This window comes from Selenomonadales bacterium 4137-cl (assembly GCA_032334055.1).
GTDB classification, from domain to species: domain Bacteria; phylum Bacillota; class Negativicutes; order Sporomusales; family UBA7701; genus Anaeroselena; species Anaeroselena agilis.
Map to the genome: position 1 here is coordinate 179859 of JAUOZS010000001.1, position 13969 is coordinate 193827.

10 protein-coding genes are annotated in these 13969 nt (G+C 58.5%); 7 read left to right on the forward strand and 3 right to left on the reverse strand.

Translation table 11 applies throughout. The features are described 5' to 3' along the window. The first annotated feature begins 4 nt into the window (after positions 1-4). The 3 genes from Q4T40_00825 to Q4T40_00835 all read left to right on the forward strand — a co-directional run bounded on the left by Q4T40_00825 (position 5) and on the right by Q4T40_00835 (position 4016). A complete protein-coding gene (locus Q4T40_00825; GenBank protein MDT8899791.1) occupies positions 5-1018 on the forward strand; it encodes a J domain-containing protein in 1014 nt (337 codons plus the stop codon). Between the two features lie 27 nt (positions 1019-1045). Further along, positions 1046-3643 carry an ATP-dependent chaperone ClpB gene (clpB, locus tag Q4T40_00830; GenBank protein ID MDT8899792.1) on the forward strand — a complete coding sequence of 866 codons (2598 nt, stop codon included), beginning with the start codon at positions 1046-1048 and terminating at the stop codon, positions 3641-3643. A gap of 157 nt (positions 3644-3800) precedes the next feature. Continuing rightward, on the forward strand, positions 3801-4016 hold the full coding sequence (locus Q4T40_00835; protein ID MDT8899793.1) for a hypothetical protein: 216 nt from the start codon (positions 3801-3803) through the stop codon (positions 4014-4016). Between the two features lie 100 nt (positions 4017-4116). Here the strand turns inward: Q4T40_00835 and Q4T40_00840 are convergent, their stop codons facing one another. Beyond that, positions 4117-4479, reverse strand: a complete 363-nt coding sequence (locus Q4T40_00840; GenBank protein ID MDT8899794.1) for a DUF5664 domain-containing protein — start codon at positions 4477-4479, stop codon at positions 4117-4119. Between the two features lie 272 nt (positions 4480-4751). Between Q4T40_00840 and Q4T40_00845 the strand changes: the two genes are divergently transcribed. Beyond that, a complete protein-coding gene (locus tag Q4T40_00845) occupies positions 4752-6734 on the forward strand; it encodes an ATP-binding protein (protein MDT8899795.1) in 1983 nt (660 codons plus the stop codon). Positions 6735-6770: 36 nt separating this feature from the next. On the opposite strand, the gene Q4T40_00850 is transcribed toward Q4T40_00845, so the two are convergent. Next, complete coding sequence (locus Q4T40_00850; protein ID MDT8899796.1) at positions 6771-7691, reverse strand: AraC family transcriptional regulator; 921 nt, start codon at positions 7689-7691, stop codon at positions 6771-6773. A gap of 147 nt (positions 7692-7838) precedes the next feature. Here Q4T40_00850 and Q4T40_00855 point away from each other — a divergent pair, with 147 nt between their 5' ends. The 3 genes from Q4T40_00855 to Q4T40_00865 all read left to right on the forward strand — a co-directional run bounded on the left by Q4T40_00855 (position 7839) and on the right by Q4T40_00865 (position 12820). Next, complete coding sequence (locus tag Q4T40_00855; GenBank protein MDT8899797.1) at positions 7839-9032, forward strand: YgeY family selenium metabolism-linked hydrolase; 1194 nt, start codon at positions 7839-7841, stop codon at positions 9030-9032. 35 nt (positions 9033-9067) lie between these two features. Next, positions 9068-10453: a pyridoxal-phosphate dependent enzyme gene (locus Q4T40_00860; GenBank protein MDT8899798.1), complete on the forward strand. Its 1386-nt coding sequence runs from the start codon at positions 9068-9070 to the stop codon at positions 10451-10453. 222 nt (positions 10454-10675) lie between these two features. After that, positions 10676-12820 carry a PAS domain S-box protein gene (locus Q4T40_00865; protein MDT8899799.1) on the forward strand — a complete coding sequence of 715 codons (2145 nt, stop codon included), beginning with the start codon at positions 10676-10678 and terminating at the stop codon, positions 12818-12820. A 58-nt stretch (positions 12821-12878) separates the two neighbouring features. Here Q4T40_00865 and Q4T40_00870 read toward each other — a convergent pair whose 3' ends face one another. Then, positions 12879-13781, reverse strand: coding sequence for a GGDEF domain-containing protein (locus Q4T40_00870; protein MDT8899800.1), 903 nt, complete (start codon positions 13779-13781; stop codon positions 12879-12881). Positions 13782-13969: the final 188 nt, after the last annotated feature.

Here is a 13969-nt window from a genome sequence, read left to right on the forward strand (position 1 = left end):
GGTGATGCCTGTGAAGTTTATCGATTATTACGAGGTGTTGAAGGTTCCGAGGGCTGCCTCGGAAAAAGAGATTAAACAAGCGTACCGAAAACTGGCCCGCGAGCATCACCCCGACCTTCATCAAGGCGACGCGAAGGCGGCGGCGGAAGAGAAATTCAAGCTGATCAACGAGGCTTACGAGGTACTGAGCGACGCCGAAAAACGGGCCAAATACGACCGTCTCGGCAAGAACTGGAAGGCCGGCGACGAGTTCGATTTCGATCACGCGGGCCCGGGCGGCCGGACATACACTTACCACGGCCCGGCCGATTTTGATCTGGGCGGCTTCGGGTTCAGCGATTTCTTCGCCAGTATTTTCGGCGAGGATTTTGCCCACAACCGCCAAAACAGCGGGAGCGGGCAGATGTCTTACCGGGGTGAAGATATCGACGCCGAAATAAGTCTTACGGTGGACGAACTTATTCACGGAACGGAGAAGGAGCTGCGCCTTTCGGCGCCCAGCCCCTGCTCCGTTTGCGGCGGCCAGCGGTTTTCCCGGGGGGGAGTTTGCCGGTCTTGCGCGGGGACGGGCGTGACCGAGGAGACAAAGAAGGTGAAGGTAAAGATTCCGGCAAGGCTTCACCCCGGAGCCTCGCTGCGCCTCAAGGGCTTGGGCGGAAAGGGCTACGGCAACGGGCCTGACGGCGATCTGTATCTGCGGATAAAGGCGACCCCGAGCGGCGGCTGGCAGGTGAACGGCAGCGATCTGGAGACCGAACTGGTCATTTACCCCGACCAGGCTGTCCTGGGCGATAAAACGCAGGTGCCCACTCCCCACGGTCCCGTCCAGTTGAAGCTCCAGCCAGGACTTCATTCCGGTCAGCGGCTGCGAATCCGCGAAAAGGGGCTGCCCAAGGAAAGCGGCTTCGGAGACCTTTACCTGAGGGTCCGTATCGACATTCCGCCGGAACAGACGGAGGCCGAGAAGGAGCTTTACCAGAAGATCCGCGACCTGCGGCAGAATAACGAAAACAGATAGAATCACGAGAGGCAGGAGGTTACCGGTATGGATCAGGACAGATTCACCCAGAAAGCGACGGCAGCCATTCAGGAGGCTCAGCAGCTTGCCGCCGTAAGCTACCATCAGGAACTGACCACCCGCCATCTGCTGTTGGCGCTGGTGAAGGACAACGAAGGTATAATAGCCTATATTCTCGCCCAACTGAATGTCAGGCTTCAGGATTTCCGGGCCAAGCTTGAACAATTGTTAAAGAGCGTGCCGGCGGTGAAAGGCCAGGACGGCGCGCTCAGGATGAACACCGCCATGGTCCGGGTGCTGGCGCTGGCCCAGAAGCAGGCTGCGGCGATGAAGGACGATTATGTGAGCGTCGAGCATCTGCTGTTGGCGGTCGCCGAAGACGGCGACAGCGATGTGGTCGCCGCCTGCCGGGACTTCGGCCTGAACCGCAGCCGCATTCTCGAGGTGATCAACGGCTTCCGCGCCGGCAAGCAGGTAACGTCGGACAACCCGGAGGAAAGCATGCAGGCGCTGGCCAAGTATGGCCGGGATCTTACCGATCTGGCCCGGCAGGGCAAGCTTGATCCGGTGATCGGGCGGGACGAGGAGATTCGCCGGGTGGTGGAGATCCTGTCGCGCCGGACAAAAAACAACCCGGTGCTTATCGGCGAGCCGGGCGTGGGCAAGACGGCCATCGTCGAGGGGCTGGCCCGCCGGGTCGTAGCCGGCGACGTGCCGGAAGGGCTGAAGAATAAAGTCGTCTACTCCCTCGACCTGGGAGCGATGGTCGCCGGGGCGAAGTACCGGGGCGAATTCGAAGAACGCCTGAAGAATGTCTTGGGAGAAATCAAGAAAGCCGAAGGCAATATCATCCTCTTTATCGACGAATTGCACACCGTTGTCGGGGCGGGAGCGGCCGAGGGCGCGATGGACGCGGGCAATATCCTCAAACCGATGCTGGCGCGCGGCGAACTGCACTGCATTGGCGCCACCACTCTGAACGAATACCGCAAGCATATCGAGAAAGACGCCGCACTGGAACGCCGCTTCCAGCCTATTTTCGTCGAACAGCCGAGCGTGGAGGATACGATTTCAATCTTGCGGGGCCTGAGGGAGCGGTATGAGGTGCACCACGGCGTCAGAATCAAGGACGCCGCCCTGGTGGCCGCCGCGACGCTTTCCGACCGCTACATCGCCGACCGTTTCCTGCCGGACAAGGCCATCGACCTGGTGGACGAGGCGGCGGCCAAGCTGCGCACCGAGATCGATTCCATGCCCGGAGAACTGGACGAAGCCTCGCGGCGCGTTCTGCAGCTTGAGATCGAGGAACAGGCCCTCAAAAAAGAGAGCGATCCCGCGTCCCAGGAAAAACTGGTTCGCATCCGCGAAGAACTGGCGAACCTCAAGCAGCAGGCCGATTCGTTGAAGGCCCAGTGGCAGATGGAGAAGCAGGGCATAATGCGCCTGCGCAACCTGAAGAAGGAAATCGAGGCGGTCCGCGCCGAGATGGAAACAGCGGAAAGAGACTACGATCTCAACAAGCTGGCGGAGTTAAAGTACGGCAAACTGCCGGAGCTGGAAAAGCGCCTCAAAAGCGAGGAAAGCCTGCTGGCCGAAAAGCGGTCGCATAAGGTGATGCTGAAGGAAGAAGTGGATGAGGACGACATCGCCAAGATTGTCAGCCGCTGGACGGGCGTTCCCGTAACCCGGCTGCTGAGCGGCGAGCGGGAAAAGCTCAGCCGCCTCGAGGAGGTGCTCCACGAGCGGGTTGTTGGGCAAGACGCGGCCGTTACCGCCATCAGCGAGGCCATTATCCGCGCCCGGGCAGGCATCAAGGACCCCAACCGTCCCATCGGCTCGTTCATCTTCCTGGGGCCGACCGGGGTCGGCAAGACGGAGCTGGCGAAAACGCTGGCCGGGGTGCTGTTCGACGACGAACGCAGCATGATCAGAATCGACATGAGCGAATACATGGAGAAGCATTCCGTTTCCCGTCTGGTCGGCGCGCCGCCCGGCTATGTGGGTTACGACGAGGGCGGCCAGCTCACCGAGGCCGTGCGTCGCCGCCCGTACAGCGTCATTCTGCTCGACGAAGTCGAAAAGGCTCATAACGATGTGTTCAATATTCTGCTGCAGATCCTCGACGACGGCCGCCTTACCGACGGCAAGGGCCGGACGGTAGATTTCAAGAACACGGTCGTAATTATGACCTCCAACATCGGTTCGCATGAGATATTGAACAGCGATTTCGCCGTGGCGAAAGAGCGCGTGCTCGATATGATGAGGAGCCATTTCCGCCCGGAATTTCTCAACCGTATCGACGATATCGTCGTGTTCAAAGCCCTCACCCGCGAGCAGGTGGCGGAGATCGCCGCCCTGTTGCTCAAGAACCTCGGCGCCCGGGTCAAAAAGCAACTGAACATCAGTCTCGCCTGGGACAACGATGTGCCGGCTTTACTGGCCAGGGAGGGGTATGACCCGAACTACGGGGCACGGCCGCTGAAACGGCTTATCGGCCGGCTTGTCGAAACCGAGCTGAGCAAAAAAATCGTCAAGGGCGAGGTGCCGGAAGGCAGCCATGTGGAGCTGACCGTTGCCGATGGCAAGATCGGTATCGAGGTTTCGTCGGAGCCGGAGATGGTTTGACCCGGGTCTATGCGAACGAAATATGGATTGCAGAGGATTAGGCCGCCCGCAGGGGCGGCCCTTTCTTATGCGGGAACCCGGCAAGGGCCGCAAACGATTCCGTTCTGCGGGAAAATGGGCAGGCATAAGATATAAAAAAACTGGAGGGGGTCATGAGTTGGACCGGCAGAATATCGAGGAGAAGGCTGTGATAGCAGCCGAATCGGCGACCAACGCCATAATGACGGGAAACTACGTCGCCGTCTTCGCCATGCTTATTTTGCAGGATCTGTTGATAGGGTTGACCAACAACCCGGTAACGAACCTTAACTCCATGATAGCCGTATCGGGGGCTATCGCCGGCCTGAACGCAAGCATCAAGCCCATTCAATGAGAGGGGGCAGGTGATGCAAGAAACCCGCGACCTATAGTCGCGGGTTTGTGTTTGCACGGGCAGCCGGCGGGACAGGGGAGCAAGGGGGGCGCGATGCCGGTCAGTCGTTATTGTTATTGTCGCCCGGGGGCATCCGGACAGGTATGTCCTGCATATCGGGCCGGTTTTTCTCCATCCAGATGGCGAAGGCGACGTTCCAAAGCGCTGCCCGCAAATGCGGCTCGTCTTTCATCCCTCTCAGGTAGCAGGACAAGTGCCTGACGGCGCTGTCGATCAAGGAATGGATCGGAATGCCTTTTTCGCAGTTGCGCTCGCCGTATTTTTTCGCGCCTTGTTCACAATGGATAGCCAGTTCGTGGATCGCGTCCCACGGGAGCAGATCATACCGCCCTTTTCCTGCGTGGAAGTCCCTGACCGCTCCGGTGTCGAATTTTGTTCTGTTGCCGCTGTCTTTAATGTCCATGTTCCACCGTCCATTGAAAATTGCTAATGATTTATTCTGCAATTTGCCCCGTTCTTCCTCCTTTAAGCTCCCTGCTCGGTCAGATATATTGCCTGTTCCCGGCCGCGGCGCCGCAGAGTGCATGCAACTGCAATTTATGGCATAAATTGTAATTTTATGTGTGGAAGCAGGAGGATTTTCCTGATATTTATGGAATTTTTTAGGAACGTGAGACGTGAGGGTGGCCGAGCGGTCGTGTGTCGAGAGATCAATTAAAAGGAGAGAGGGTTGTTTTGGGGTACGGGCTGCAAGATCTGAGGGACGCTGTACGGACACTGCGCAGTATCGTCGCAGGGGTGGGCGAAGAGGGAATAAAGGCGCTCGAGGATGAAGAGCTGCAGGCTTACAAAGATTTGCTGCTGCTGTTGAGCAGGGAGGGCTGCTGCCGGGCGGGGGCGGGAGAACCGCAGGCTTCCCGGAAGCGGAGCATCATCGGACAAATATCGTCGTTGGCCCGGCTGGGACCGTGGGAGTACAGGCCTGACAGCGATTTGTTCGAGTTCAACGACGATTTCTACGCAATCTACGGTACGACGATGGCCAGGGAAGGGCGTTACATGGCGTCGGGAGAGTATGTCAGGGAGTTTGTCCATCCGGACGATGCGCGGCTGGTGCTGGAAATATTCGCAGAATCGAGCAAAGGAAGAAGACCGGGAACGTGCGAGCACCGCATTATTCGCCGTGACGGGGCGGTGCGCACTATAAGGGTGTGGGCGGTCGAGCAATGGGACTTGGGGTGCGAGACGGCCAGGACCTTTGGGGTAAATCAGGATGTCACCGAATACAAAATCATGGAGGAAGAGCTCCGCGCCAGCCGGGAACAGTTGTCCGTGGCGGCGAAGCTGGCCCACCTCGGCCCTTGGGTATATGATCAACAAAAGGGCCTTTTCGAATTCCGCGACGAGTTTTACGCCGTCTACGGGACGACGATGGCCAGAGAGGGGCGTTTTATGGCCCCGGAGATTTATGTGCGCGAGTTCGTCCACCCGGAGGATGCGGAAATGGTGCGGGCAGTGATCGCCGATTCCACCAGCCAAGGCCCCAGTATTATCGAACACCGCGTTGTCCGCCGGGACGGGGAAGTCCGGGCAATCAGGGTGTGGCGGGGAGTTATGAACCGGGATGCCGACGGCAACCTGGAAAAGATTTTCGGCGGCAACCAGGACATTACGGAGCGGATTATTGCGGAAAACCACCTGCGGGAGAGCGAGGAGCGCCAGAAGGCTACCCTGAACGCCCTGCCGGATATGCTGCTCCGGATGGATGCCGCGGGAAGGCTGTTCGATTACCGGGTGCCCGAGCACTTCGCCGGCTACCTGATAGCGGCGGATAAGTATAAAACGGTGGACGATATGCTCCCCGCCCATCTCGCCCAGTTGGTCAGGGAACTGGTTCTTTCATCGTTGCTGCTGGGGAAAACCAAGATGGCGAACTATTCCGGGCAGAGCGAGGATACGGTATGTTCCCTGGAGATCCGGACGGCGACGATCAACAAAGTCCAGGCTCTGGTCATCATCCGCGACCAGACGGAGCTTTACCGGGCGCAGCGGGAGGTCCAGCGCCTCGACAGCCTGAACCTGATCGGCGAAATGGCCGCCAGCATCGGTCATGAGGTAAGGAACCCGCTGACTACCGTGCGCGGCTACCTCCAGTTTCTTTCGGGCAAAGAGCAGTTTGAAAACCAGCGCGGGATGTTCCAGGTGATGATCGACGAGCTAGACCGGACCAACGCGATTATTTCCGAGTTCTTGGCGCTCGCAAAAAACAAAGCCGTGAAATTGGAAAGGATAAATATCAATACGATTATTTCTGCAATCTACCCGCTGCTTGAAGTCGACGCGGCGGCGGGGGACAAAACCATGCGTCTTGAGCTGACTCCCGACCTGCCGGATACCCGCGTGGATGTAAGCGAGTTCAGGCAGTTGCTCATCAACCTGGTGCGCAACGGGCTCGAAGCGATGGAGGATAAGGGCTGTCTGACGATCGCAACAGCGAGGGACGGTAAAGATGTCGTATTATCCGTCCGCGACGAAGGGGCGGGAATCCCGGTCAGCATGATCGCCAAAATCGGTACGCCGTTTACGACCACCAAGGAAAACGGTACGGGTCTGGGTCTGTCGGTCTGCTACAGTATCGCCGCGCGGCACGGTGCGGCGATAGATTTTACTACCGGTGTGGGCGGTACCGAGTTCGTGGTCCGCTTTAAAGGCGTCTGACGCCGGAGGCCGGCCGGGCCGGCGGCGAGGTCGATATTATACAGGCGGCGCACTGTCGCGAGCGGCGAGGCGGTTCCTGTACTCCTTGGGGGTGCAGGAAAGCTTTTTTTTGAAGCACTCGATAAAATAGCTTGTACTGCCAAAGCCCACCGCATCAGCTATCTGGCTGACGGTCAGGCCGGTTTCCTTAAGCAGGCCGATGCTTTTGTTGATGCGGCAGTTCATGACATATTCGAAGACGGTGCATTTTACGGCCCGCTTGAAGAAGCGGCAGCACTCACCCTTGCTGATATTGGCCGCGGCCGCGATTTCCCGCAGGGCGAGCTTTTCCATATAGTGTTCGTTGATATAGGCCATTAGCGTCTTTATCCGCTGCTGGTCCAGGTATTCGCCCGCGTCTTCCTCCGGCGCCGTTTCGCTTTGCATGGCGACAAGCTGCCGCCAGGCGGTTGCCAGCGCCAGGCCGATGTCGAATTCGTAGGCGAAGGCCTTCCGGTTATAGAGCTTAAAGATTTCTTCGATCGCGACCAGTATCGACCGCTGCCGGTCAATGGCGGACTCCAGGACGACAGCCGAGAAGCCGCGACTCTTCAGCAGGGGCTTGCTGTACTTTTGTTCGATGGCGCTGCCGGGAAAGAACGACAGCAGCCTGGGGTCAACGTTTATGCAGATATAGGTGCTGTCGGGCGCGGCGGCCGCGCGCGCCATGTGGAGGCAGCCGCTGTTGATGAAGATGCCCTGGCCCTCGCTCAGGATGTGGGCGCTTTGGTTGACCCGGAACTCGACCTGCCCCTTGGTTACGAACGATAGCTGGATTTCCTCGTGCCAGTGCCAGTTGACGAAGCCGAGGATGTTCTTGTCCAACTGGTCGAGATACACCGCCACGGGAAAGTCGTAGCTGCCGTGCAGGGTCGTTTCCCGCCTGTTTGCGTCGATGCGGATGTCGGTTATCTGCATTTTGGCCTCTCGCGCAATATAACGATACTATTCGTCAATATCGTTATAGAAATATAAAAAAATATCAATATAATTATATATTAAACAGGGGTTTATGCAAGGCGGCATTATGGAGCCGCATCCTCCCCGGGGATGAACGGGCATAACATGATGAAAGGGATGATCGTTATGAACAGGCAGGTGCAGGAGGCTGTCGGCGCTGTGGAAAGCGAGCTTATTTCTTTTGCCCGCGACCTTGTCCGCATCAAGAGCAGGACGGGGCGCGAGGCCGATCTTGTCGCCCGGATAAGGCGGGAAATGGAGAAGCTGGCTTACGACGAGGTGATCGTCGATAAGGTCGGTAATATCATCGGCGTGATCGGCAACGGGCCGGTGCACTTGCTTTATGACTCGCATATGGATCACGTGGCGGTGAACGACGCCGAAGAATGGGTGCACGGGCCGTACAGCGGCGACATCGAAGACGGTAAGCTTTACGGCCGGGGCGCCTCGGATATGAAAGGCTCGCTGGCGGCCACCGTTTACGCCGGGCATATCATGAAGAAGCTCGGCCTGGCGGCGGGCAAGACGATCTATATTTGCTGCACGGTCATGGAGGAGGATTTCGACGGCGCGGGGCTGCACCGCGCGCTCGTGGACAACGGGCTGAAGCCGGATTACGTGGTCATCTGCGAGCCGAGCCATTTGAATATCGCGGTCGGCCATCTGGGGCGGGCGATCTATAAGATTAACGTGAAGGGGGTTTCCGCCCACGGGGCGGCGCCTGAAAAGGGCGACAACGCGGTTTATAAGGCGGCCGCGATCATCGGGCGTATCGAGGAGCTCGGCAGGAAGTATATGGCGATGCCGCCCGAGCGGCCCTCGATAGCATTGACGAAAATCGAGAGCGTTTCCGCGTCGTTGAACGCCGTGCCAGGCAGTTGCACGCTGTATGTCGACCGTCGCATCTGCCCGCACGAGACCGAGGAAGCGGTCGGCGCGGAGATTACCGCACTGATCGGCGACGTCGACGCCGACTGGGAAATCCATGACGCGGTCGGGCAAAGCTATACCGGGGAAGAGATCGTTTTGCACTCCTATCTGCCGGGTTGGGAGATCGGGCATGAGCATCCCCTGGCGCAGGGCTGCTTTGCCGCGTACCGGGAGGTGTTCGGCGGCGAGCCCCGGCCGTATAAATGGAACTTTTCCACTAACGGGGTGGCCTCGGCCAAGCTGGGGATACCGACGATCGGGTTCGGCGCCGGGGTCGAGAAAACGGCCCACATGGCCAACGAGTATTGTCCTGTCGAGGACATCGTCCAGGCGTGCAGGTTCTTTGCCTTGTTGCCGCAAAAATTGTAACGTTCTTGGCCAAATACATGAAGGGAGGCGCGGACATGGGTATAATCCCCTTTGGGCCTACATACGACGAGATGCTTGACCCCGGCACCCTGGACGGCGCGCTGCGGGAAAGGGCGATCGCCGCGAGGGGGAACGAGCTTGACCCGGTCAATCTTTTCAATATCACCTGGCGGGATGAGGCCAACGAGGTGCGCAGATTGGTGCTGCCGCCGGAATTGACCGGCGTGGACGCCAATATCGTCGTGCTGTTGGGCTGCGCCTTCCCTTCCGGCTCCCACAAGGTCGGGCCGGCCTACAGCACGCTGATGGAGGGGCTGGTGGACGGGGAAATCGTCCCTGGCGAACATACCATCCTCGGCCCTTCCACAGGCAATTTCGGCATCGGCACGGCATATATCTCCAGGCTGCTCGGGTTCCGAGCCATCGTCATCATGCCGGACAATATGAGCAGGGAACGGTACGAGCGCATCGAGAAATACGGCGGGGAGCTCGAGCTTACGCCGGGTTCGGAATCGGATGTTATCCTGACCCTGGAACGGACCCATGAGATGATGCGTAATCCCCAATATAAGGCGTTGGCCCAGTTTGAGCTGTTTCCCAATTATCGCTTCCACCGCCACGTCACCGGCAACAGCGCCGTGGCGGCGGTGAGGGGGATCGGCAACGGCAGGATCGCCGGGTTTGCTTCCGCTCCGGGGTCGGCGGGGACGCTAGCCGCCGGTGATCAGATCAAGGCCGTTTTTCCGGAGGCGAAGGTCGCCGCCCTCGAGCCGTACGAATGCTCCACACTGGCCAACGGCGGCCGGGGGCAGCACCGGATCGAGGGGATCGGCGATAAAATGTGCACGCTGATCCACAATGTGCTGACAACCGATTTCGTCGTGCTGATCAGGGATGAAGAGACGGTCCAGGGATTGAAGGTCTTTCGCGATGGCGCGGATACGCTGACGAGGCTGGGGATCGACCGGGGGTCTGCCCTGGGGCTGAGGGACTGCTTCGGACCTTCGGGAGTCTGCAACGTGCTGGGGGCGATCAAACTGGCCAAGTATTTGCGGCTCGGCCCGGGGGATAACGTGGTGACCGTGGCGACCGACGGTTTCGACCGCTATCAGTCGGTGCTTGACGATCTTGACGGCCGCTATCTGGAGACCGCGCCATTCGTACTCGACCGGTGGGCGGGCGATATTTTCCTGGGCGCCACGCAAGAGCAGGTGTACGATTATCGCAGGGCTGGCGATAAGGAACGGCTTTTCGCCCGGAAGGAGAGCGACTGGCTGAAGTTCGGCTACAGCAAGGCGTTTCTCGACGGGATGCGGGAGCAGGCCTTTTGGGACGAACAGTACGGGAAGGTCGGCTATTACAACGGCAAGATCGCCGCACTGCGCACGAAGCCGCGGGAGACCAACGGTATCGGTTTGTGAAACCGGCGACAGATAACTTCTCGAACAGCGATAAGCATAGAAGAAAAAGGTAGCCGGCAATACGGCTACCTTTTTTGCTGGACTTTGCGAACATAATAGATGGACCGGAAAAAAGGAAGCGACACCATGATGATAGAAATAATCAGGACAATATCAGTTTCCGGTAGTATGCTCGCTGATCATAGGGAGTTGTATGTGGTCGGCGGGGAACGGGGGGGCAGTATGTCCGGACGAGGGTTGAGCGCTTCAGAAACAGATATCGACGGGGTATTCGGGCGAGAGCTCGGCGAACGCCGGCGGGACGAGGCGGCGCTGAACAAGCCGGAGGCAATGGCAAAGAGCGTCTTGGACAGTGTCAATTTTGGCGTGGTCGTCATCGACCGCGCCATGCGTATTCTGGCTGCAAACAGGTTCATCCGGGAAGTATTCCCCGACGTCGATTATTCTCAGGCCCCGTGTTGCCACGCGTCTTTGGGCCACGCGGAAAGGAAGGTCTGCCTGAACTGCCCGGCGAAGCAGACCTTTCAGGACGGCGAGGCTCATGAAGGGATTTGCGTGGTTCCGCGCGCGGACGGGGAGAAGTACGTCAGGCTGGTCTACTCGCCCATCAAAGATGATGATGGGGCGGTCGTGGCGGTCGTGGGGGTGTCGGAGAATATTTCCGCACGCGTGCTGGCGGAGGAGAAAATCCGCAAACTGTCACTGGCGGTCGACCAAAGCCCGGGCATTGTCCTGATCGCCGACCCCGATGGCAGGATTACTTATGTAAATGCCAGGTTCACGCAGGTTACGGGTTATAAGGCCGAGGAAGTGAACGGCATGGCCCCGCGCGACTGTCTGAAGTCGGGAGTTCACCCCGATAGCTATTATAACGAGGTCTGGGCGACTGTTGAAGCCGGACGGGAGTGGCGCGGGGAATTTTGCAACAGGAAGAAGAACGGCGAGCTTTTTTGGGTGCTAGCGTCGATATGTCCGGTCATGAACGCCGAAGGCAAGCTTGCCTGTTATTTGTCCATCCAGCAGGATATCACCGAGAAGAAGGTGATGGAGGAGGCCCTGCGCGTGAGCAGGGAGACTCTGTCCCTGGCGGCGGAGCTGGCCAAACTTGGACCGTGGCATTTCCGCGCGGATAAGCAGAGCTTCGAGTTCAACGATGAATTTTACGCCTTATTCGGCAGTGATACTGCCCGGGAAGGACGGTTCATGACCCCGGAGGAATACGCCAGGGAATTCGTCCACCCGGACGACGCCTGGATCGTGGAAAAGGAACTGCGTAATTCTTTAGAAAGTCAGGGGTGTTATTCGACCCGGCTCGAACACCGCATAATCCGCCGGGACGGCGAGGTGCGGACGATCGCCGTGAAGATCAACATTGTCAAGGATGCAGACGGCAGGCCTGTCTTGTGGTATGGGGCAAATCAGGACATTACCGAGCAGAAGGAAACGGAGCGCGCGTTGGAGGAGAGGAACGCCGAACTGCGGGAGGCGCTGCAGAAGCTGCAGCAGACGCAAGCTCATCTTATCCAGCAGGAGAAGATGGCCGGCATCGGACAGTTGGCCGCCGGCGTGGCCCACGAAATCAACAACCCGCTCAGTTTTGTCGTGAGCAACTTCGATACGCTGCGGCAGTACCTCAGCCAGATTGCGGACATGATCGGCGCTTATCGGGAAATTGGCCGGCTGGTCCGGGAAGGGGACACGGAGCGTGCGCGGAACCTGGCGGATGATCTCGCGGCGCTGGAGAAGAGGGCCAGGCTCGACTACATTATGGAGGACCTGTCGCCGATTTTGACCGAGACCGGGGACGGAATCAGCCGGGTGGCGAAGATCGTCAAGGCGCTGCTGCCGTTCGCCCGCGTGGACCGCCAGGAGCTTTTCGAGGAGTACGACCTGCACGCCGGCATCAGGGACACGTTGATTGTTGCGCGTAACGAAGTCAAATACGTGGCGAGGTTGGAGGAAGATTACGGCCAACTTCCGCCGATAGAAGCTGTTGGGGGTATGGTGAACCAAGTGCTGCTCAACATTCTCATGAACGCCGCCCAGGCGGTGAAAAGCAGGCATTCCGAGGCGACGGGGCTGATTAAGATCCGTACTTACCGCGACGACGAGAACGTCTATTGTTCCATCGCGGATAACGGGCCGGGCATCCCGGCGGAGATCCGTACGGACATCTTCAACCCGTTTTTCACGACCAAGCCTGTCGGTCAGGGTACCGGCCTCGGCCTGAGCATTTCCTACGATATCGTCGTCAATAAGCATCTTGGCGATATTATGCTGGAAAGCGACGGCAGTTCGGGGGCAACTTTTACTGTGCGGCTGCCCATCAGGCAGCGGAAGTCTGGGGAATATAAGGCAAAAGGATAGGACAAAACCCGCGCGGTGCGCGGGTTTTGCGGTTTACAGCCTGCTTCTGGCGGCAAACTCAGATGGCGTCGGCTTTAATACTGATGTTGGCGGTGGCTGTGATACTGGTTCTCAGGACGCTTTCCAGGGCGTGGTATACAAGCTGGATGTTGTCGCCTTTTTTGGCGACCAGGCCGCCGATGCATACCTTGAGGGGAATGTCTTCATCTTTTTCGATGACCGATTGTTGAATAAGGGCCTTTATTTTGTTGGCCCAGTTGAGCAGGACGGCTTTTGTATCCATGCGGGAAACGACGAGGAACCGGCCGCCGTACCACCTGGCCGCCAGGTCGCCGGGCGGAAGGTTTTCCACGATCGTGCGGGCGGATACCTTAATTGCGGTGTTGGCGGCATTCATGCCGAAATCGTCGTTTATTTCGCGAAGGTTGGCCAACTCGAGAAACAGGAGGCCGAGGCCGGAACTTTCGCCTGGCATCTCGCTGGACAGCACGTTTTCCAGTTTGCCGTCGATGTATTGCTTGTTGGGGATGCCGGTGAGAGAATCGAGGAAGGCCTTCTGGGCAAGGTCCTTGAGCTGTTCGATGCTGGTGACGCTGCCGCTGCGGGTGAACACTTCCATGGTGGAGTTTACCTGGCCGGCATCGTCGCGCAGCGGGATGGCGCGGACGGTGACCGGTACCCGGTGCCCCTGGGCATGGCGCAGGTAGACGGGCGCCTCTTTTACTCTGCCTTCCTGCAGCGCGCCTACCAGCGGGCAACTGTCCTCGCAGAGGATTTTGCCGTTCTCGTCGACATGCAGCAGCAGATTGTCGTGGCAGCGCCTGCCGGTTACCTGGGCGGCGGGATAGCCGGTGAGTGTTTCGGCTGCGGCGTTCCAGTACAGAATCGTCCTGTCTTTGTCGACGATATAGACTCCTTCGAACATCTGATCCAGTATTTCCCTGTTCTTGTTAATGTCCACGGCGTGTCCACCCTCTTATAGTGACGGAATGAATAGGCGTATTTTGATTATACATCGCGGGATTTGTTTTTTCCTCTACACTTAGGTGGATTTATGTTATGCCCGGCCGGGGGCAAGGAGCCTCCGGGACAGCGGCGCGGGAGGAGTAAGTTTTCGCCGTGTCGTAATTAACTTATTTAAAACAGTGG

What these genes read in the sequence shown, in the direction of transcription:
- Q4T40_00865 (MDT8899799.1), top strand. Translation starts at nt 10,676, where the DNA reads ATGTCCGGACGAGGGTTGAGCGCTTCAGAAACAGATATCGACGGGGTA.
- Q4T40_00840 (MDT8899794.1), bottom strand. Translation starts at nt 4,479, where the DNA reads ATGGACATTAAAGACAGCGGCAACAGAACAAAATTCGACACCGGAGCG.
- Q4T40_00855 (MDT8899797.1), top strand. Translation starts at nt 7,839, where the DNA reads ATGATGAAAGGGATGATCGTTATGAACAGGCAGGTGCAGGAGGCTGTC.
- Q4T40_00850 (MDT8899796.1), bottom strand. Translation starts at nt 7,691, where the DNA reads ATGCAGATAACCGACATCCGCATCGACGCAAACAGGCGGGAAACGACC.
- Q4T40_00825 (MDT8899791.1), top strand. Translation starts at nt 5, where the DNA reads ATGCCTGTGAAGTTTATCGATTATTACGAGGTGTTGAAGGTTCCGAGG.
- Q4T40_00860 (MDT8899798.1), top strand. Translation starts at nt 9,068, where the DNA reads ATGGGTATAATCCCCTTTGGGCCTACATACGACGAGATGCTTGACCCC.
- clpB (MDT8899792.1), top strand. Translation starts at nt 1,046, where the DNA reads ATGGATCAGGACAGATTCACCCAGAAAGCGACGGCAGCCATTCAGGAG.